Here is a 21,628-nt window from a genome sequence, read left to right on the forward strand (position 1 = left end):
AATATGTTTATGAACTTGTTTCTCTTTTGTTAACTCGTTTCCTTGTTAGCGGGTGCAAATATAAAACCCTTTTTTAACTCTCACAATAGTTTTTTGATTTATTTTAAAAAATCTTTTAACTTCCTAAAATAATATCCAAACCTTTATATGAGCGTTTTGCTATCTGCGGTAATTACCGTTTTTAGCGGCTGCAAATCTACAACCTTTTTATTAACTCTTACAAGTGATTTTGATATTTTTTTTGAAAAGTTTTTTCAACCTCTTAAAATTATCAATCAACCTTTTTATGAACGTTCCATTAAATACTTATTGCGTTTTTAACGGGGTGCAAACTTACTATCCTTTTTTATTTTGACAATGACTTTTTTTATCTTTTTTTTTAATTTTTTATCACCAACCTTTTAACAGGCTTATTTGATGGAGTTTACATCATGAAAAAAATCACTTTATAAAAAAATCCTAACCTGATTTAATGAAATATTAGTTGCTTGATTGCTTACAAGCGCATTGTATATAACTATGAATAATAAAACTGATACCCATATAGGATGACCTATTTACTTACAGCTATTGTATATGCTTGTTGATAGACCCGCGTTAGGGATTGCAATGGAAAGCCCACAGCCCGACGAAGGAGGTGCGAGGACTTGTAATGTAAAGCCCGACCCTTGGGTAACGCCCTAATGCTATTTACAGGAAGAAATTCCAAACGACCCCAAACCTAATTGAGAAATCGCGGTATGGATAGTTTGGTGCTGAATAATAATTATAGCCAGTGAATGCTGCATTAAAGTGTTCTGCTTTGAAATAGATTCTAGTTTGACGAATTTTTGCGTTTAAGAAAAAGTCCAGACGCGGAAAATTACCAAATTCGGTATCGTTTTGCACATAGAATTCTGCCAAGACAGGATTATAGGAATCCATATAATAGTTGGTAAAGTAATTTAAGGTGATGCCTGTTTGTAAATACAAAGCATTTTTAAATAGTGGACTTGAAAAGTATATGGTGTTACGTGTGTTTAACTCGGGTACGTTTAGGGTATTATTATCGTCTTTTACGTTTTGGTATAATATGGTATTGTTTAAGGCGAATTTACCGAACTTTATTTCGTTTGCTAGTTTTACTCTTAGGTAATTTATTGTGCTGTTATTTTGGAATGGTGATACCTGGAGTGTGGTTGCGTCTTTTTGGAAATATACATAGTTATCGATTGTAGAATAATCGACTGTTAGGTTTGCTAGGTTTTTATATTTTAGGTTAAACCCTATTTGTTGGGTTTCGATATTGTTAAAGTTGTTTTGCCAGTTATAATTAATATAATCGCTTTGATATAATAGGGTGTTATAATTTGGCACTTTTGAGCTGTGATTAATGGATGCCGATGCTGATATCTCGTTATTTAAATTAAAAACTGCGTTTGCTTTTAGATAGTTGCCATCGAAATCGCCAGATATATTGGCTCCTAACTCTCCATTTAATTGGAAACCTTTATAGCGTTTGCTATACTTACCGCCTACGGCGACTATATGCCCTTTTATTCGGTTTGTTATTGTATTTCCGTTTAAGACGACTAATTTATTGTAGCCATAGTTATAGTTATTGGTGTTTACATTAAACTTAACCTGACCTAGTACGTTGTTAAAGTAATCGACCTCAACTTTGTTATAGAAATTTTCTAGAGTGGCTTTGTCTTTTAGTCCTGTTGTTACGAATGCGTCGCCAAAATAATCTGGCTCGTCGCCGGTTTGATTATACTCGTAATACTTATCCTCGAAGGATATAATATGATTTACTGTTATGGTGCTTTTGGAGGTTGAATCGTTTAATGTTTCTGGTAGTTCTGCTTTTACTGATTTATTTAGAATTATATAGCTATGGTCTAGGTGGAAACGTTTACCTCGCATTATGCTTTCGGCATTTTCGAAATTAACTTCTAAAATTGATCTGTCGATAAACTCTTGGTCACCGGACTCAAAATTGATAACGCTATCGTCTTCCAACCCTCCATTTTCTTGATTTAACAAATCTTGAGTTACTATGTGGCCTCGTGCTGTATAACGTTTATTTTTTGATGTATAATTTGATGTAAACCTAAAGTTACCTGTACTGGTTAGTATGTTTTGATATTTACCTAAGGATCGTAATCCTTTATAAGCAATTGAAAAATTAAATTGTGGCGAGGTATTTACCGTAAAAAAGGAATCGGCTAGTTGACCTTGCTCGAATGCTGTTTTAAAAAACAACTCTGTTAATGGTGTTGGCACATGGTAATAATTGATATCCTCAATTTCCATGTAATTAAAATGTCTTGCTCTAGCACCAAATAATGGCATTGAGTTACTATTAGCAAAATTATGTGTTAGACTATTATAGGTTTGCCCTAAATTGGAAAATGGAATTAGCCCAAAATTATCTTTACGCAGGTAATTAAACTTGTATTCTTTTTGAATAGTTAATGAGGTATCTAAATATGTTGTATCCCGCTCGTGAGAAATGATTAGGTAGTCTTGAATTTTGGCTTTTGGTTTTTCGGAGTTGTTCTCCTTAACTTGTGTTTTAGGCTTTCTCCTTATAGAATCCTGAACTTGACTAGACTCTACACCGCTTTGTTTTTCATATTTTTGAGGTAAAACCTGTGCCTTCATGGAGAAGGAAAACAATAACAAAAGAAGTATATTGACTAATTTATGCATTCTGGGATATTTTTATTAATATAATTTAAATCTAAAGCGATTACTAGCACTCTACAATTAATCTTTTAATTACGCTCAAAATTAAACAAAATTAAAACCTTGCAAATGTAAATACAAAATATGATAACGTTGTAAAATGAAAAAATTATATTTTATCGTATTTTTCAAATAAACAAAACCCCTATGCTTTAATAAATAAACATAGGGGTTTCAATATTAATTAAGCCTCACATAAAAATTTTATGGAAAGAAATAACCATAAGACCTTAATGATGGGGTATCTAAACTAGTAAATGATCCTGAAGCATTTAGGTAGCTATTTATACTAGCACTAAAAGAACCTTCATTAGTGTAAAGTAAACCTTGAGGACCACTAAAGAAATCCATTAAAGGTTGTAAATTTTCTTCGAAAAACGCATCATTTGAACCAGAATATGGCCCTAGATAATCAAAAAACACTGTGTTGCTTTCTATATTAGCAACTATACAATAATTAGCTCTATATAAGCCGCCATTAGCATCTTCCAAAAATATTGCTAAATTGGAACACCCTCCCTCTAAATTAAGGAACAGGTAATAAAAAGAAAACTTTAGCGTTCCTGCTCCAAACCTATTATCAAGGTTAGTATTAATTTGTTCTATTACGAGATCTCTAAAGCAAGGGCTTAATAACGGGTTTGTACCATCTGCTACATCATAAACATATATTGAACCTGGTAAATCCATTATATCTTCTCCTGTAGGTGCAGATAAAGAAGTCTGAGAAATTGTGGCTGTTGCCCCATTTACACTAGCCACATATTGCACTTTATCGGATTCTGAATCTAAAATAAAATTCTCGAAGCTGTTACCTCCTACCTCAAGAGCAGGACTAATTAGTATTGCTTGTTCGCCGTCGATTAAAGTAAACGCTACCCCTAAACCTTGTCTTGAGCTAACTCCCTCTTCATCTGTTGTACCTGCATCAAAGAAAAAATTAGTTGAATCATAATTTAAAATGTAATTAGTAGATTGTCCCGCATTGTCTACTGCTAATACTAAATTATCATAAACAGATGCCGTTTCACAATCTACTTCTGTGAAGACTTCCCTGTTAGTATAAGTAATATCAGCACTAGCAACACTTTCTGTTTCAAAGTCTGTAAAGCCAGAAGGTGAAATTACAAAAACACCATCGCTACGCACCTCTTTAAATGTGATAACCCCATTTTCTTCTCCCACATATTGAAAAGAATTACCTCCATAAAAAGTATTGAATCCTTGAGCCCCATCTTGGATTAAATCTGTAATATGTCTAGATCCTGATGTGAACACCAATTCTGCTGCTGTAGTTCCTGTTACAACATCATATCTTGTGTCTGTAAGCTCGGTATTAGATTTAAAATCGGAAGTTATTTTAACTCTTAAATCTTCTGTGAAATTCATATGAAAATTCACACCACCAACAACACTATTATTGGGGAAGTAAACGCCTGAAAAACCTTGTGATTGAGATAATAAAAGTGTTCTCAACTCTTCAATATTTTTTTGTATTCTATCTGAAGGTGCTTCTTCAAATATTGCTTCGGTTCTATCAACTTCACAAGAATTAAGAACTACTGTTAGCAATAATAAACTGAGTATGTATTTAATATATTTTTTCATTTTTATTTTTTTTAGTCCAAACTATCTAAAAGCGCTTGATATGTTAGTTCCTGAAGTTCATACAAATCTATTGCGAAATTTTCTTGAAAATACGCCACAACGATTTCTTGTTTTTGTCGTATGTACGCTTGTCCTGTAGGACTAGCCGTACTAACAATTGCATCAAAACCTTCTTTAGAATTGGTTAGCATATTTGCTACTATTTCAACAAAATCTTCACCTGGCTGACTAGATGCATAAGGTGTAATAAATCCCAAATCAAGAGCCTCTTGATCACTAACATTAAACCATTGCGCCGTGTAATCTCCAGGAGTTATTAAACCATAATCGTCTGAAAAAGGAATTTTTTGATTTAAGATATGTGCGTATTCGTGATGAAGAGTTCTTAAAGGCTGTCTAATATTTTCTTCATTTGAATAGTCCAAAAAGTCCAAATTAAAAAACGTTATTCTAGTTCCCGCCTCTGCTACTCCCAAGGTTATAGTTGGACTATTTGGATTATAATTAAAACCTCCAGAATAAACTAATTGACGAGGTGTAATATTTGCTATAAAATCATGGCCCCCTAATTGATTATAAGGTTCTATCCATGCGTTTCTAATTGTTTCGGACCAACGTTCTACACCATTCTCATTAATAGGATATAAAAACCTCGCAATATCAGTATCACTAGCACCCCACAAATAAGATATTTCAATATTATATGGTGCTACAAAATTAGATCTTAACCAGATATCTAAATCTGAAAGAATTGGCGTGCTCGTATCTATTTGGCTTTCTTTTATGGTATCAGACGATTCACTGCAGGAACCTAGCAACAAGAAGCCTAATACAAGATTTACCAGTATTATATTTTTTATGTTTTTCATTTTAATTGTTTTAAAGTTTATCAAGGTTATCTTGGGTTTGGTAAAATACCTCGAGATTGCGCTTCTGTTGGGATTTGCAACACCCTTTTATTATCTCCTTTAGACAGCACTAATGTTTCAGAAACATTTGGTGTAACCTGTTTTACATGTTCAACTACTATATCATGTCTTTTAATATCAAACCAACGTAAACCTTCGTTGTAAAAAACAGATCTTTTTGTCTGTAATATAACATTTACAAAAGGTAAAGCGTCTCCTGATATTGTATAAAATGGCGTATAATAATTAGAGTCGACTCCAAAATTATTTGTAATATCATCTGTTGTTAGTATGGCATCACTAGAATACCCCTCTGATTTAACCGATAACAACGTATTTAAATCATCTGCTGCCAACTGAAATTCTCCTAACATAGCATAAGCCTCGGCTCTGTTAAACATTGCTTCATCAGTAGTTAAAATAGGAGTTTGTACAAAAGCTGTTCCCGTTGCAGCTGCTTGGTTCGTAACTTTAAAATATTCATCGTATTTAGGAACATTATATACGACGTCGCTACCTCCATATACTTGTTCAGACCATGCCAGTCCAGCAGCATTACCATTAAAGAAAAGCTCTCTAGCTAAACCACCACTAAGTTGAAAACGTAAAGAAGCATGATTTCTACTATATACAGATGACCCGACAATAATTAACAAATTTGCAGGCTCTATTGCCGAAGAAAACCTAAAAGCTCTTTCACTATAACTTAAAGCCGCCCCCCTATAATCATTCGTATAGTCTCTTATGTCCTCAACACCAGAACCCGAACCTAGAACTTTATTACTATGCTCTACAACTTTTTGCCATTCTCCCTTTACAAGATAAAAACGAGATGCAAATGTATTTGCTGCTCTTGCATTAAAGTGAAACTTTGGTTCACTATAATTTAAATCATTTCCAATATACTTAAGACCTTCAACTAAATCTGCCTCAATAAAATCGAAAACTTCTTGTACCGTACTCCTTGAATATTGTGGTAATAACTCATTTTCTGGCTTAGTAATATATGTAATCCCTAAATCGGTTGAAGCTGTAGTAGGATTATATGCTTTAGCGAAAATATTCACTAACATAAAATGACCATACGCCCGACACAAAAGTGCTTCACCTCTTTCATTCACGTTGGTTTCTCCTAATTCATCTAGCGAAGCTAAGGCTTGATTTGCTTGCGAAATGGCTTCATATGCTTCATTCCAATAATTGGTTGGCGTGTCATCATCATCATCAAAAAACTCCCCCCACTCATACATTAAATCATTTAAACGACTTGTTGTTGCAGAAAAACCTTTTTCATCTGCATTGTCTGACATTGGTTCTAAAAAAGGCGTATATAAGGCTTGCGGATATGCATTAACTAAAAGCTCACTAATTTTATCCAAAGAATCAATTTCTGTTCTATTATCTGGTGACTCATCTAATATATCATCGCATGATACCATTACTAAAAGCAGTGCAATGATTGGTAATTTTATTAAATTATATTTTTTCATAGTTTTTTTTTTTAAAATCCAACATTAACAGTAAATGTATATAACCTTGTTATTGGAAAGGCCACACCACCAGATCTTATAAACTCAGGATCTTGTCCGGCTAATTTATCATCAGAATAAATTAAGAACGGATTTGTTGTTTGCAAGCTTAACCTGAAACGAGTCATTCCTAATTTTTTAACAACATTCTTGTCTAATGAATAGCCTAGTGTTATATTCTTCATACGTATAAAATCTCCATCAGCTATACGCTCAGATGAATAATTATAGGCATTAAAAATTTGTCTAGAATCTGTTGTTCCTCTTCTCTGTATTAATTGTGTTGATGGTATAACTGGTATATCAGTAAACTCTTCATCTCCTGGAACCAACCATCTATTAATAAATTCAGTTGGAAAAACCGATAAATCTGAATAGGTTGAAGAATAAGCAGGATCTAACCTAATTTTATTTCCTGCAGAGAACGAAATGAAGAAGCTAAAATCCCAATTTTTATAATTAAAATTATTAGCAAGACCACCTGTTACATTTGGCAATGTTGCACCTTCATATTTAAGATATGACAATGGATCATCGGTTGACTGAAAATCTATACCATCTTCAGGTAATGTAAAAGTTGGGTAACCATCACTATCAAGTCCTTCAAAATTAAATGAGAACAACGAATTTGGTGCATAACCTACCGCATTACCAAATTGACCTCCAGTAATTAAATCGAATACATTAGGTTCTTGTTGCAATTCTGTAATTTTTTGATTTAGTAATGATATATTAAACCCTGAATTCCATTTAAAATCATCACCTGATACATTTACAGTATTCAGCTGAAACTCTATACCTTTAGTTTCTAAAGAAGAAAAATTACCTAATTTTATTGATTCTCCCCCAATACCTGAGGTTGTTATAAAATCTATTAAATCTTTTCCATCTCTATAATACGCATCAACATTCATTGCAATTCGATTTCCGAATAAGCCGATATCTAATCCTAAGTTATATTCCGTTTGTTTTTCCCATGTTAACCCAGAGTTTTGCAAATCGATGATATCTATTGCATTTTCTCTATCAGATATTAATAATCTATCGGTTACTTGATTTCTAAAAATAGCTTCATTATTAGATGCTGTGTTAGCAATTAAAGCAGATAACCCATAAGAACCTCTTAGCACTAGGTTATTTAAAACACCCGAGTTATCGATAAAATTTTCTCTATGCACATTCCACCTTCCTGAAACAGTGTATGTTGGCAACCATCTTGTTCCGTCAGATTTACCAGCTCTATTTGAACCTTCGTAATTCCCTGAAAGATTCAAAATATATTTTTTATCAAAATCATACGTTGCATTAGCAAACAAGGTGATTTCTCTATTCCTAGTTTCTTGATAACCAAAATAATCATCACCATCTAAAATTGCTTTTCTTAAAATATCAGGATCTGTAAAAACTGTTCCCCCTCTAGAGAATTGATAGCCATATCCTGTATCAAAACCTGAAGAACGATCTGTATGTCTATACTCTTGCCCTCCATAAATTGTTAACCCATGAAGATCATCTTTAAATCTTTTCTTATACTCTAAGGTGTTTCTTACTGTATAAGTTGTAATAGTGTTTCTACTATTTCTTAAAATACCTCCAACAGGTAAAACTACATATGGACTTGTATTTGGTTGTTCAGGATCTTGAAACAAAAAGGTATTAGCATCTCTAATAATTGTATTATCAGCTGCTCTATACGCCCCAGCCGCATTAGAAAACTCTGTTGTGGCATGATCTGAAATTGAGCTTGCATAACGAGCAGTTCCTAAGAATGAATATTTTAAATTATCATTAATCTGATAATCTAACTGCGCTTGAAACCTTACATCATTTACATTTAATTCAATATAGTTATTCTTAACTTCCTCTAGGATATTAAACGGAGCCCAATTGTTTCGAACATATTCTAAATCTCCATTATTATCTCTAGGACGAATTGCTCTACTTGTATTAAGCGCATAATTAAAAGGGTTTATATCAAATTCTCGAGTAAAGGAACCAAAAAATTGATCTGACTCCCTATCTAGAGTCCCAGGAGCCATTTGATTTCTAATAGACGTATTTAACTGTGTAGTAACCTTTAATCTATCGTCATCTCCAAAATAAAATGTATTTCTTAAGTTACCTGTTAATCTTCTTACTCTATCTGCGATGGTCCACCCTGGATCTGTAAAATACCCTAAAGATGCATATGTTGTACTTTTATCTCCTCCGCCAGAAAAGCTTAAAGTATGAGTTTGCGTAGGTGTAGGTCTAAATAACTCCTTAAACCAATCGGTGTTAGCCAATTCGTATTGCTGCAAAAAACTGGCTCTTCCTTCTGGAGTATTGCTAACCTCAAAAACTCCTTGTTCATTTGGTTCTAATGAATTATAAAGCAAGTTGTAAATTCCACCAGTTCTACCATTAACCACACCTGTGTTTGTTATTTGGCCTACTTGTGGACTTGCTAATTGCCTGTATATGGATACTGTTTCTTGAGAGTTTAATAAGTTATATTGGTTATAACTTGGAACAGCTCTAACAGCATACTCAGAGGAATAATTAAAAGCGGGCTTTTGATTTCTCTTACCAGATTTCGTTGTAATTACTACAACACCATTTAAAGCTCTAGCTCCATACTGGGCACTTGCAGATGCATCTCTAAGAATCTCAAAACTCTCAATATCATTAGCATTTAGACCTGCTAATGCTGAACTTAATAAACTATTAATATCTCCCGCAACTAAATCTTGAAAAGATATATCTACAATCTCTTCTTGTATTGCCCCATCAATAACCCATATTGGTTTTGTGTCTCCTAAAATTGAAGACGACCCACGAATAGTTATTCTAGGTGCCGCACCAAAAGTTCCTGTAACGTTTTGAACACTTACACCAGCTGCTCTCCCCTCTAAACTTCTTGTTATATCGGGAACAGCGTCAATTTTAATATCTGCTGCTTTAACTGTTTGCGATGCTCCTGTAAATAATTCTCTATCTACATTTTGATACCCCGTAACCACTACAGCATCCAAGCTTTCCAAATCTTCAGACATTGTAATATTTAATGTTGATGCTTCTCCAACGGTTATACGCTGAGTTTTCATACCAATAAAACTCATTCGAAGTACATCTCCTTTTTTAGCCTTAATGGAATAAACCCCATCAAAATCGGAAACTACGCCTTTACTAGTACCGTCTACTACAATAGTTACTCCGGGTAAAGGCAAACCACTGGGATCAATTATTTTTCCAGTTATTTGACTTTCTTGAGCATTAGACAGTTGAATTGAAAACACCATTAATAGTGTTAACAACCAGGTCAATTTTAATTTCATATAAATAATTATTTGAGTTAGTCATTGACGAATTTCTAAATATTATCTTAAAGAAACAAAGATTTATCTTAAAAAATTCTTAACAAAATCACTTTTAACATTTCAAAAACTCATATATCTCAACAAAACCCCCTTTTTAATCATAAAATTTTAACAAAAAATGCATATATCTAAAAATTAGATAATGATTTTTAAACTATTTATATTTTAAACTTTAAAAATACTATGTATACATAATAATTGAATTAAAAGAATTATCAATATTTTAGCACCATGTTATTAGCAAATCATTCCAGTTTAATTTTAGAGTGCGGAACAGATGAAGCTGGTCGTGGTTGTTTAGCTGGACCTGTTACTGCTGCAGCCGTAATACTTCCAGAAAACTTTAGTAATACCGTTTTAAACGACTCCAAACAACTTAGCGAAAAGAAAAGAATGCTTTTAAAACCTATTATTGAAGAACAAGCTCTATCCTTTGGAGTTGCCCATGTTTTTGAAGAAGAAATTGATGAGATTAATATATTGAATGCCTCAATTTTGGCTATGCATCACTCCATAGATAAATTAAGTAAGACTCCTGAATTTATTATTGTTGATGGTAACAGATTTAAACTTTATAAAAACATACCCCACGAAACCATAATTAAAGGTGATGGCAAATATTTAAGTATTGCGGCGGCTTCTGTTTTAGCAAAAACACACAGGGATTTATATATGGACAAAATTCACCAGGAATTCCCCATGTATAACTGGAAACAAAACAAAGGGTACCCTACTAAAGAACATCGGGCAGCCATTAAAAAATATGGTATAACAAAATACCACAGAAAATCGTTTAGATTATTACCCGACCAATTTAAGTTAGACCTTTAAGTTTTTATATTTGTATAAATTAATCCCTTACATGAGACTACTTTGTTTTTCCTATATATTATTATTCGTTTTTGGATGTTCTAAAACAAACAACAAACGCACTAATCTTTTAGATTATGTACCCGAAAACACCGCGTTTATTTTAAAAACTAATAATACTGAAGGATTAAACAGCGGTATTAACAATAGTGACTTTTTACAAAGTATATCGGGCACGAGTACTTATAAGAATTTAGAAAAACAACTATCGCCGTTAACCCATTTAAACCCTGCAAGCGAACTTTTAATTTGCTTTTCTGAAGATAATACAGATAGCATGCAGTATTCGGTAATAACGAAATTGACTAAAGATTTGTTTCTAACTGATTCTTTACCCAATTATACCGAAGAGCTACTTAAATACAACAACAAATCAATTAAAAAACATACCATTAATAAAAACACGTTTTACAGCACTATTATTGATAGTACCTTTTTTGCTTCATCATCAAAACAGATCGTTGATCAAGTTTTTAATTCTACTTTTAATGACGACAACTTAAAAAAGCTTTACAAGTCATCGAGCAAAGACAAAACAGCATCACTTCTATTAAACACCAAATCAAGCTTAGCACCTTCGATTTTTATTGAAGATTCTTTATCGCTTAACCTGCTTACAGAATATATGGCTATTGATGTTGAATTAAACCAAAACGACACGTACTTTAACGGAATTGCTAAGGCTACTGATTCTACAAAAAGCCTTTTAAAAATTTTTAAAAACACGATTCCGCAAGTCAATCAAATTCAAAACATAACACCAACTAATAGCGATGGTGTATTAGCATTTACATTTAACGATTTCACTAAATTTCAAGCAAACTTAGTTAAATACCAAAGTACAGATTCCTTAAATACGAATACCAACCTTTTTAATGACATAATAGAAGTTGGTGTTATTTATGAAGGTAATAATCGTGCAATCATATTAAACTCTATTGATATTATTGCAACCCAAGATGCACTTTTAAGCGAGCAAACAAGCGTTGAAACGTACAGAGAAATTGATATTTATAGTTTTAGTGATTCTGGTGTATTTGCCAATACATTTTCTCCGTTAATTACTACTACCAATGCAAACTTGTATTGTATTATAGACAACTACCTTATATTTAGTGGAAATACCGAAATGCTTCAAAATATTATTGCTAACTATCAAAACAAAACAACCTTAAGTACAACATCGTATTTTAAAAACAATAAAGAACACTTAAGTGATGCCTCTTCCTTACTACAAATTATTAATGTAGCATCGCTAAAAACGCTATTAAATAAAAACATACCAGATAATACATCTTACAATATCGATGGCTACAATGCAACAGCCATTCAATTTATATACGATACTAATTTTGCGCATGTTAATGGCATTATAGCGAAAAATAAAAAAAGAGCGCATGTAAATACGGTGTCAGAAGAATTAAATATTAAGCTAGATAAAGCCATTTTAAACACACCACAATTTGTAAAAAACCACATTACAAATCAAAAGGAAATTGTGGTTCAAGATATAACCAATAGCTTATATTTAATATCTAACCAAGGAAAAATCCTTTGGAAAAAACAACTGCAAGGCCCTGTTTTAGGAAAAATTGAGCAAATAGATATTTATAAAAATGGCCGCTTACAATTAGCTTTTGCCACACCAAACCGAGTTTATGTTTTAGATAGAAATGGTAAGGAAGTAAAACCATTTGCTTTAAAATTTAATGATAACATCACCCAACCTTTGGCTGTTTTCGATTATGATAACCGAAAAAACTACAGGCTGTTAGTTACTCAAGGTAAAAACGTTTTAATGTACGACACTAAAGGGAATACGGTAAAAGGTTTCACTTTTAAATCGGCTAACAGCAGTATTATTTCTCAGCCTAAACATTTTAGAATTGGGACTAAAGATTACATTACCCTAAAAACAGAAAACAAACTTTATATATTAGATAGAATAGGAAAAACTAGAGTTAAACCTAAAACATCATATTCATATTCAGACCAACCTGTTTTTCTGTATAACAATGCATTTACTACAACCACAGCCTCTGGCGATCTAGTTCTAGTAGATTCAAAAGGAAATGCATCGTCTAGAAACTTAAACCTAACCGAGAATCATCATATTGAAACAACGAGTAAAACATTAGTAACGCAAAGCGAAAACAAACTTGTTATTAAAAATAAAACTACCGAGTTAGACTTTGGAGATTATTCCAACCCGAAACTTTTCTACATTAATAATAAAATTTACGTTTCCACTACCGATTTGCAATCGCATAAAATCTATTTATACGATAGCCAATCTAAATTACTCCCAAATTTCCCGGTTTACGGAAACGCTTCAATAGAACTTGATAATATTGATAAAGACAGTAATTTAGAATTTGTAACTAAGGGAGAAAACAACTCTATACTTTTGTATCAAATTAATTAACTACCTGATAACGATGTAAATAAATTTACATGCGTTGTATATCGATAAAAATTAATCTTTATCTTTAAGGCAGCTATTAATCAACTCATTACAAAATGAAATCACCAAAAAATGCGGTAAGCATCCTTCTCTTTTGGATTGCTTTTATTGCCCCATTCCCAAAACTCGATGCGCAAACCAAACAACTAAAACGCCCTAATAGTAACATTGGTGTTGCTAGTGTAGATACTTTTGTTACTAAATCATTCGATATTTACGATAAAGTTTATAAATACGATGGTTATTCAGAAACAGGAACGCCTTTAGAGGATGAAGATATCGACTCCTTAGAGGAAGCTCGAAATGATTTAGAAGGCTTAATGGATAGTGCTTCAAATATTCTAGATGATTTGGATGGCTTAAGTATATTAAAACAAGGAAAAGCAACCCTTAGAATTAATAAAGCAAAAAAAGCACTTAAATACAGTATTAAAACTTCAAAAAAAATATTACTCGGCGAGAAAAACACTAAAGCAGAGGAAAATGATATTGATGCTGAAGATGATTAGCACCTATAGAAGCTACTTAACAAATAAAATATATTAAAAACATAATACTTAAAGCGTATTCTAAAAAATCAAACAAAATGAAAACAAAAATTATAATATTAATAGGCCTATTTTTTATAAGCGTTTCGTCTTACAGTCAAAATGCATGTAAAGCCTACTATCCTTTTGAAGAAGGTGTTACCTTCGAAATAACAAACTACAACAAAAAAGGCAAAAAGGAAGGTGTTGTTAATTACGAAGTAACAAATATTGTAGGCAACACAGCTACTATAAAAACCATTATTTACGATGCTAAAGGAAAAGAAGTTACAACTACCAGCTACGACATAATGTGCGATGGAAACACCGTTTCAATAGATTTTAAATCTATGATTAACCCAGATATGCTTAAACAATATAAGGATATGGAAATGGAAGTTACAGGCACAAATATTGAATTGCCTAACGATTTACAAGTTGGCCAATCTTTAAAAGATGCTAATATGAATATGGCTATAAATATGGGCGGTATAAATATGAATATGAGCGTTAACATAGTAAACAGAAAAGTAGACCAAAAAGAATCGATAACCACACCAGCAGGCACCTTTAACTGTTTTGCATTAAGTTATGATAACGAAATGAAAATGGGCATGAAAATAACATTTAAAATAAAGGAATGGATTGCCGAAGGTGTTGGCGTTGTAAAAAGCGAATCGTATAACAAAAACGGAAAACTTATGGGCTACTCTGAGCTTACAAGTTTTAAAAAATAAAGGCTTATTAACCTCCAAAAAACAGTCCTCAAATATTGAGCATCAAAGTATCGTACTTTGGTGCTCTTTTTTTATATCAAATTCAGCTTAATTTTATAGTATTGCATTTATAATATTCTACACATGATTTCAAGAAAAAACGCTGCCATATCAAAATTCATTATTCATAAAGTTGGTAATAAATTCAACGATACAAAAAATGCTTTCTCAGAAAAGTTAGTTGATTTTGATGAACCAAGTTACGACTTAATGCTACCTTTCTTATTAAGGCCCTTTGGTAGCGTAGTACAAAGCTACAGGTTTAACCACCATGCCAGTATTTCGTTAAACGAAATTAATAGCTATTGTACACAAATGTTTAACGACGAGGAGGCTTTTGTTGAAGTTTCAAAACATATAGTAACACATTTATATGAGCAATCGAGTTCGGCTCAAATAAAAACAGGAGATGTTTTAATTGTTATGTTTGAAGGCATCGAATTTAGAGATATGTCTACCAACGCTATTGGAATTTTTAAAATTGAAAGCAAAGTTAATTTCTTTCAAACCTATTTAGAAAATAACAGTTATGATGTATTGGTACAAAAAGGAATAAACTCCAGAAAAGTTGATAAAGGCTGTTTAATTTTAAACCAAAGTGATACCGAAGGTAATATTATTTTAAGCGTAGATAATAACAGCTACGATGCTCAATATTGGCTTAATCATTTTTTAAATATAAAATATGCCGATGATGCCAACAACCACACACAACAATACATAGAGCTTTGTAAAGAATTCTCGACCGAGGTTTTAAAACCTAATTATGGCGCCAAAGAACAAAATACATTTTTAGCACATACTATCGATTTTTTTAAAGAAAATGAAATTGTAAATGTAGAACGTTTTAAAGAAGAACTCTTTGAAGACGAAAAGCATATTAGAGAGTTTGAAAACTACAAGAAAGATTATGAGGGTGAAAAAAATCTGGTGTTAAGAAACCAATTTGATGTTGCTGAAGCTGTAGTAACCAAGGCTAAACGAAAAATTAAAACAGACATTAAACTAGACACTAACATACAAATAAAACTAGATATTGATGCGCCAGATGCATCAGCCGAATATTTAGAACGTGGTTATGACGAAGTAAAGAAAATGCATTATTACAAGGTATTTTTTAATGAGGAAGATTAATTTTCTTTTCAAAGAAAGTAAGACTCTTTATCCACCTAACACTTAAATACATCCTGTTTTTAACTATAACAAAGACACAGTTCGGCATGCTTTATTTTTAAAATAACTACAATTATTTATAATTATCGCTACTAATTTACTAAATTTACAACTAAATAAGTAGCTAGCCCCCTACTGTTTTAGTGATAATTTACCTCTCACTTATCTATAAACAAGTCGTCTCTCCAAAGCTATACAATACGTGTAAACCCTAGAGTTTACTTTAAAGGAGTATTAATTAATAGCAATATTACATAAATAATTAAAAATGAATTATTTACAAAAGGAATTATACGATCTTGTAAAATCGGATGATACTATTTTCGAGTTCATACAAAGTAATTCTCTAGACGGTATGTGGTTCTGGGATTTGGAAAACCCAGAAAACGAATGGATGAACGAACGCTTTTGGGAAACCCTAGGTTACAATCCAGAAAACATGCCACACAAAGCCTCTGCAAGACAAAACATTATAAACCAAGACGATTTAAAACTTGCCGTTGCTAACTTTCAAAAACATTTAAGCGACCCAAACCACCCATACGATCAAGTTGTTCGCTACACACATAAAACTGGTAAAATAGTTTGGATACGTTGCAAAGGTCTAGCAATAAGAAATAAAAAAGGAGAACCTATTAGAATGTTAGGATCTCATATTGAAGTTACAAACCTAAAAGAACAAGAACGCTTTTTACATAGATGTAATCAAGAAGCTCATATTGGTTTTTGGGAAATGGATGTTACCAACAAAACAGTAATCTGGAGCGGTACAACCAAAACAATACATGAAGTTGATGAAGACTATGAACCTTCCCTTGATACAGGAATAAATTTCTACAAGAAAGGCTATAGCAGAGATCGAATTACCGAACTCGTACTTCTTGCTTTAAATGACGGAAAAGGGTTTACTGAAGAGCTGCAAATTGTAACAAAATTAAACCATACCAAATGGGTAAAAGTAATTGGAATACCAGAAAAGAATAACGGTTCCTTCCAAAGGATCTATGGGACTATTCAAGATATAGATTTATTAAAAACCAATCAAATTAAGCTAAAACAAAGTGAGCAAGCTTTTAGGGGTAGCTTTGAAAATGCTGCCATTGGTATGGCTATTTTAGATAAGGATGGTAAATGGTTAAAAGTTAACCAAACGCTTTGTGATATTATTGGTTATACAGCTTTGGAGTTACATAAACTTTCATTTCAAGATATTACACATCCAGATGATCTTGATTTAGATTTATACTTATTAAAAGAAATTATTACTGGAAAACGCGACCATTACAAAATGGACAAGCGCTATTTTCATAAAGACGGCCATATTGTTTATATACATTTAGCAGTTTCTGTGGTAAGAGACATAAACGACGATGTGCTTCATTTTGTTTCTCAAATAGTGGATATCACATTAATTAAGGAGCAAGAAATACGGATGGAAAAAATTATATCCATAACAAAAGACCAAAATGAGCGTTTAAAAAACTTTGCCCATATTGTTTCGCATAATTTAAGGTCGCACTCAGGAGGTATTTCGGCACTTTTAGGTATTTTAAAAAGTGAACTGCCCGAGCTGTTCAATAATGAAATGGTTCAGCTTTTGGAAACATCATCTCAGAATTTGGAAGAAACTATTTCAGATCTTTCAGAAATTGTGCAAATAAACATGTTATCTAAAGAAACGCTTACCAACATACCTATAAAACCAATTATCGATCAACAAATTGAATCTATTTTACCCCTTGCAGAAATGAACAGGGTAAAAATAAAAAACAATATCCCAGATAATCTTGAGGTTATTGGTATTAAAGCTTATTTAGATAGTATTGTTTTAAATTTTATTACAAATGCTATAAAGTATCGCTCCAAAGACAGAGATAGTTACCTAGATATAAATTACAAAAAAAACACGACATCTACTTCAATAGAATTTACAGACAATGGGCTTGGAATAAACCTAGACTTGCATAAAAACAAGCTTTTTGGTATGTATAAAACATTTCATCGAAATGAAGACTCTAAAGGCATTGGCTTATTTATAACCAAAAACCAAGTAGAAGCCTTAGGCGGCAAAATTGAAGTAGAAAGTACAGAAAATATTGGAACAACCTTTAAAGTAAATTTTAGAAATGAAAAAAATTAATCTAGCTTGTATTATTGAGGACGATCCAACTCACGTTTATATCACCAAACGTTTTTTAAACCTGAGTGGTTTGGTTGAATCTGTTTTAATTTGCTCTAACGGTAAAGATGCCTTTGATAAATTAAAATCGATAATCGTGAATGGAGAAAAACTTCCTGAACTTATCTTATTGGATTTAAACATGCCTATTTGGGATGGCTGGCAGTTTTTAGATGCCTTTAAAACCATACCTGTAGAGCAAAAATTAGAAATTTTTATTGTTACCAGCTCTGATTCTGAAGCAGACAAACGTCGTGCTGAAGAATATAACATTAACAGCAACTACATTGTTAAACCTATAACTTTAGAGAAATTAAAAGAAACTGTTTTTGAAGCTTAATTAGCTCTGAGATTAATAGATAAAAATAAAAACACTTTTTAAGAGGTGTTTTTTTTATGTGCGAAATCGAAATTATTAGAATCCTATAAACGGATTAAAACAGTTAAACAAACTCCGCCTTAAAAAGTTCAGCAAAATGTTTTAATAACTTTGTTTTAACCTCAGCCTGATCGACTTCTTTTTTACCAAGCTCAACATTTAAAGAGGTTACTGCTTTTCCTCGAATACCACAAGGAATCATTAAATCGAAATACCCTAAGTTAGCATTTACATTTAGTGCAAAACCGTGCATGGTTACCCAACGGCTAGCACGCACACCCATAGCACAAATTTTACGTGCAAATGGTGTTCCTACATCTAACCAAACACCTGTTTCGCCTGGGCTGCGTTCTGCTTTTAAACCGTATCCGGAAAGGGTTAGGATAATCACTTCTTCTAGAAAACGAAGATATTTATGGATATCGGTAAAAAAATTATCTAAGTCTAAAATAGGGTAACCAACTATTTGCCCAGGACCATGATAGGTAATATCGCCCCCACGATTTACTTTATAAAAACTCGCGTTTTTTTCTTTAAGTTGTGCTTGGTCTACTAATAGGTTAGACATATCGCCACTTTTACCCAACGTATACACATGCGGATGCTCAACAAATAAAAAATAGTTTTTAGTTTCTAAACCGGCATCTTCTCGCCTATTTTTAATTTTTGAGTCTACTATACCACGAAAAAGAGTTTCTTGGTAATCCCAAGTTTCTTTATAGTCTTTTAAGTCTAAATCTTGAAGTTCTATTTTTTTATTCATGGATTGCAAAATTACAATATTTTATATAAAAATGACCGAAGACAAATGACTACCTACTGCAAATTAACTCTTAGGATTATTTACTATAACTAATGCTGCAATTACTCCGGGCACCCAGCCACAAAGCCATAATAAAAAGACGATAATAATAGAGCCGCAACCTTTATCGATAACGGCTAAAGGCGGGCAAATAATAGACAGTAATACTCTCCAGAAACTCATGTTTGATTTAATTTAATTGATGATTTACCTATTGGACGATAAAGTTACGTGTTTGTTACACTTTATGTAGCAAATACTACTTATTTTAAAATCCTTATAAATACACTAAGATACTGCAGAACAATTACTGTAAATGGCAGACTAACTCGCGCTAGGGATAGTAGCGGATAGCCCACAGCCTGACGAAGGAAGTGCGAGGACTTGTAGCGGATAGCCCGACCCTTGGGTAGCGCCCAAAAAATTCATAAATCAATAGATGTAAATGGGAAATCAAATGTTTATCTTTGTGCCTTAAAAATTTTCACCTAGTATTTAGAATATGTCACAATTATCTGAGCAAGAACTTGTAAGAAGAGAGAAATTAGCAAAATTACGCGATTTGGGTATTAATCCTTATCCGGCAGATTTATATCCTGTTAAGGACACATCGAAATCCATAAAAACCAATTTTAAGGAGGAAAACAAGGTGATTATTGCTGGTAGATTAATGTCTAGACGTATACAGGGTAATGCAAGTTTTGCTGAGTTACAGGATGCCGATGGCCGCATACAAGTGTATTTTAATAGAGATGAAATTTGTACTGGCGACGATAAAAGCAAGTACAACGATGTGTATAAAAAATTACTAGATATTGGTGATTTTATTGGTGTTGAAGGCGAATTGTTTTTAACCAAGGTAGGAGAAAAAACGGTAAAAGTTAAAAACTTCACTTTGCTTAGTAAGGCTTTAAAACCTTTACCATTACCTAGAACCGATGCCGATGGAAAAGTGCATGATGCTTTTACCGACCCAGAGCAGCGATACAGACAACGTTATGCCGATTTGGTGGTAAACCCACAGGTTAAAGAGGTGTTTGTTAAGCGTACAAAATTGTTTAATGCTATGCGCCAGTTTTTTAATGATTCTGGTTATTTCGAGGTTGAAACTCCTGTTTTACAGCCTATTCCTGGTGGTGCTGCGGCGCGTCCGTTTATTACACACCACAATGCTTTGGATATTCCGTTGTATATGCGAATTGCAAACGAATTGTATCTTAAAAGGCTAATTGTTGGTGGTTTTGATGGGGTTTATGAGTTTTCTAAAAACTTTAGAAACGAGGGTATGGACAGAACCCACAACCCTGAGTTTACAGCCATGGAAATTTATGTTGCTTACAAGGATTATAACTGGATGATGGATTTCTGTGAGCGTTTATTAGAACATTGTGCTATTGCTGTTAACGGCAGTACTAAAGCAACTTTTGGCGAGCATGAAATAGATTTTAAAGCGCCTTATGCTAGAGTAACCATGGCAGATTCTATTAAGCATTTTACTGGTTTTGATATTACAGATAAATCTGAAGATGAAATAAGACAAGCAGCAAAAGACCTAGGTATTGAAGTTGATGCCACCATGGGTAAAGGCAAACTTATTGATGAAATTTTTGGTGAAAAATGTGAGGGCAACTACATACAACCTACCTACATTACAGATTACCCAAAAGAAATGAGCCCACTGTGTAAAGAACACCGTGATAACCCTGAATTAACAGAGCGTTTTGAGCTTATGGTTTGTGGTAAAGAAATAGCAAATGCATATTCTGAACTTAACGACCCAATAGACCAACGTGAGCGTTTTGAACACCAACTTAAATTGGCTGCTAAAGGTGATGATGAAGCTACCGAGTTTATTGATCATGACTTTTTACGTGCCTTAGAGTATGGTATGCCTCCTACATCTGGTATGGGTATTGGCATGGACCGTTTAATTATGTTTTTAACCAACAACCAATCCATACAGGAAGTGTTGTTTTTCCCGCAAATGCGCCCAGAGAAAAAACCTTTAGCTATTAGTGATGATGCTAAAGCTGTTTTAGACATTTTAAAGAAAGCTGAAAAACTAGACCTTGTGGCTTTAAAAGGTCAGTCTGGTTTATCGAATAAAAAATGGGATAAAACAATTAAAGAATTAACTAAAAACAACCTTGCTAAAGTTGAGAAAACGGATGATGGGTTGTTTGTTAGTGTGGTATAATATTTACTTAAACCATAAAACACAAAAAAGCCAGTAATTTTTTAAAATTACTGGCTTTTTTAACTAACCAACTAAATCTATTAACTAAACTCAGGTCAAATATCACACATTTATCCCTTTTCAATCT

Annotated in this window: 15 protein-coding genes; 8 read left to right on the forward strand and 7 right to left on the reverse strand. The window is 32.8% G+C overall.

The features are described 5' to 3' along the window. Positions 1-690 precede the first annotated feature (690 nt). From HNQ90_RS09620 to HNQ90_RS09640, 5 genes are all read right to left on the reverse strand, one after another. A complete protein-coding gene (locus tag HNQ90_RS09620) occupies positions 691-2,694 on the reverse strand; it encodes a putative porin (RefSeq protein ID WP_172625829.1) in 2,004 nt (667 codons plus the stop codon). Between the two features lie 240 nt (positions 2,695-2,934). Next, positions 2,935-4,338, reverse strand: a complete 1,404-nt coding sequence (locus HNQ90_RS09625) for a DUF4302 domain-containing protein (protein WP_144115588.1) — start codon at positions 4,336-4,338, stop codon at positions 2,935-2,937. 11 nt (positions 4,339-4,349) lie between these two features. Next, positions 4,350-5,207, reverse strand: coding sequence for a substrate import-associated zinc metallohydrolase lipoprotein (locus tag HNQ90_RS09630; protein WP_144115589.1), 858 nt, complete (start codon positions 5,205-5,207; stop codon positions 4,350-4,352). Positions 5,208-5,233: 26 nt separating this feature from the next. After that, entirely contained in the window at positions 5,234-6,736 is a 1,503-nt protein-coding gene (locus HNQ90_RS09635; RefSeq protein ID WP_144115590.1) for a RagB/SusD family nutrient uptake outer membrane protein, read from the reverse strand. Positions 6,737-6,747: 11 nt separating this feature from the next. After that, positions 6,748-10,092 carry a SusC/RagA family TonB-linked outer membrane protein gene (locus tag HNQ90_RS09640; protein WP_144115591.1) on the reverse strand — a complete coding sequence of 1,115 codons (3,345 nt, stop codon included), beginning with the start codon at positions 10,090-10,092 and terminating at the stop codon, positions 6,748-6,750. Positions 10,093-10,365: 273 nt separating this feature from the next. Here HNQ90_RS09640 and HNQ90_RS09645 point away from each other — a divergent pair, with 273 nt between their 5' ends. From HNQ90_RS09645 to HNQ90_RS09675, 7 genes are all read left to right on the forward strand, one after another. Beyond that, complete coding sequence (locus tag HNQ90_RS09645; RefSeq protein WP_144115592.1) at positions 10,366-10,965, forward strand: ribonuclease HII; 600 nt, start codon at positions 10,366-10,368, stop codon at positions 10,963-10,965. A gap of 31 nt (positions 10,966-10,996) precedes the next feature. Then, positions 10,997-13,429, forward strand: a complete 2,433-nt coding sequence (locus tag HNQ90_RS09650; RefSeq protein ID WP_144115593.1) for a ribonuclease HII — start codon at positions 10,997-10,999, stop codon at positions 13,427-13,429. A 95-nt stretch (positions 13,430-13,524) separates the two neighbouring features. After that, complete coding sequence (locus tag HNQ90_RS09655) at positions 13,525-13,977, forward strand: hypothetical protein (RefSeq protein ID WP_183822328.1); 453 nt, start codon at positions 13,525-13,527, stop codon at positions 13,975-13,977. A gap of 77 nt (positions 13,978-14,054) precedes the next feature. Further along, the gene (locus HNQ90_RS09660) at positions 14,055-14,732 is read left to right on the forward strand and encodes a TapB family protein (RefSeq protein ID WP_144115594.1); all 678 of its coding nucleotides are present in this window, start codon (positions 14,055-14,057) and stop codon (positions 14,730-14,732) included. Positions 14,733-14,855: 123 nt separating this feature from the next. After that, entirely contained in the window at positions 14,856-15,905 is a 1,050-nt protein-coding gene (locus tag HNQ90_RS09665; RefSeq protein ID WP_144115595.1) for a nucleoid-associated protein, read from the forward strand. 307 nt (positions 15,906-16,212) lie between these two features. Further along, a complete protein-coding gene (locus tag HNQ90_RS09670; RefSeq protein ID WP_144115596.1) occupies positions 16,213-18,084 on the forward strand; it encodes a sensor histidine kinase in 1,872 nt (623 codons plus the stop codon). Then, positions 18,071-18,463 (forward strand): response regulator, encoded by a 393-nt coding sequence (locus tag HNQ90_RS09675; RefSeq protein ID WP_144115597.1) that lies wholly within the window; start codon positions 18,071-18,073, stop codon positions 18,461-18,463. Before HNQ90_RS09670 ends, HNQ90_RS09675 begins: the two co-directional genes overlap by 14 nt. 103 nt (positions 18,464-18,566) lie before the next feature. Here the strand turns inward: HNQ90_RS09675 and lipB are convergent, their stop codons facing one another. Next, entirely contained in the window at positions 18,567-19,265 is a 699-nt protein-coding gene (lipB, locus tag HNQ90_RS09680) for a lipoyl(octanoyl) transferase LipB (RefSeq protein ID WP_144115598.1), read from the reverse strand. A gap of 63 nt (positions 19,266-19,328) precedes the next feature. Beyond that, the gene (locus HNQ90_RS09685; protein WP_092851274.1) at positions 19,329-19,487 is read right to left on the reverse strand and encodes a YqaE/Pmp3 family membrane protein; all 159 of its coding nucleotides are present in this window, start codon (positions 19,485-19,487) and stop codon (positions 19,329-19,331) included. A gap of 319 nt (positions 19,488-19,806) precedes the next feature. On the opposite strand from HNQ90_RS09685, the gene lysS reads away from it, so the two are divergent. Continuing rightward, positions 19,807-21,501, forward strand: a complete 1,695-nt coding sequence (gene lysS / locus HNQ90_RS09690) for a lysine--tRNA ligase (RefSeq protein ID WP_144115599.1) — start codon at positions 19,807-19,809, stop codon at positions 21,499-21,501. The last annotated feature ends 127 nt before the right edge of the window (positions 21,502-21,628 follow it).

The sequence above is a fragment of the Algibacter amylolyticus genome (assembly GCF_014202225.1).
In the GTDB taxonomy this organism is placed as follows: domain Bacteria; phylum Bacteroidota; class Bacteroidia; order Flavobacteriales; family Flavobacteriaceae; genus Algibacter_B; species Algibacter_B amylolyticus.

Coding starts and splice junctions, on each gene's coding strand:
- lipB (WP_144115598.1), bottom strand. CDS start 19,265: ATGAATAAAAAAATAGAACTTCAAGATTTAGACTTAAAAGACTATAAA.
- lysS (WP_144115599.1), top strand. CDS start 19,807: ATGTCACAATTATCTGAGCAAGAACTTGTAAGAAGAGAGAAATTAGCA.
- HNQ90_RS09645 (WP_144115592.1), top strand. CDS start 10,366: ATGTTATTAGCAAATCATTCCAGTTTAATTTTAGAGTGCGGAACAGAT.
- HNQ90_RS09685 (WP_092851274.1), bottom strand. CDS start 19,487: ATGAGTTTCTGGAGAGTATTACTGTCTATTATTTGCCCGCCTTTAGCC.
- HNQ90_RS09675 (WP_144115597.1), top strand. CDS start 18,071: ATGAAAAAAATTAATCTAGCTTGTATTATTGAGGACGATCCAACTCAC.
- HNQ90_RS09635 (WP_144115590.1), bottom strand. CDS start 6,736: ATGAAAAAATATAATTTAATAAAATTACCAATCATTGCACTGCTTTTA.
- HNQ90_RS09665 (WP_144115595.1), top strand. CDS start 14,856: ATGATTTCAAGAAAAAACGCTGCCATATCAAAATTCATTATTCATAAA.
- HNQ90_RS09670 (WP_144115596.1), top strand. CDS start 16,213: ATGAATTATTTACAAAAGGAATTATACGATCTTGTAAAATCGGATGAT.
- HNQ90_RS09660 (WP_144115594.1), top strand. CDS start 14,055: ATGAAAACAAAAATTATAATATTAATAGGCCTATTTTTTATAAGCGTT.
- HNQ90_RS09625 (WP_144115588.1), bottom strand. CDS start 4,338: ATGAAAAAATATATTAAATACATACTCAGTTTATTATTGCTAACAGTA.
- HNQ90_RS09650 (WP_144115593.1), top strand. CDS start 10,997: ATGAGACTACTTTGTTTTTCCTATATATTATTATTCGTTTTTGGATGT.
- HNQ90_RS09655 (WP_183822328.1), top strand. CDS start 13,525: ATGAAATCACCAAAAAATGCGGTAAGCATCCTTCTCTTTTGGATTGCT.
- HNQ90_RS09630 (WP_144115589.1), bottom strand. CDS start 5,207: ATGAAAAACATAAAAAATATAATACTGGTAAATCTTGTATTAGGCTTC.
- HNQ90_RS09620 (WP_172625829.1), bottom strand. CDS start 2,694: ATGCATAAATTAGTCAATATACTTCTTTTGTTATTGTTTTCCTTCTCC.
- HNQ90_RS09640 (WP_144115591.1), bottom strand. CDS start 10,092: ATGAAATTAAAATTGACCTGGTTGTTAACACTATTAATGGTGTTTTCA.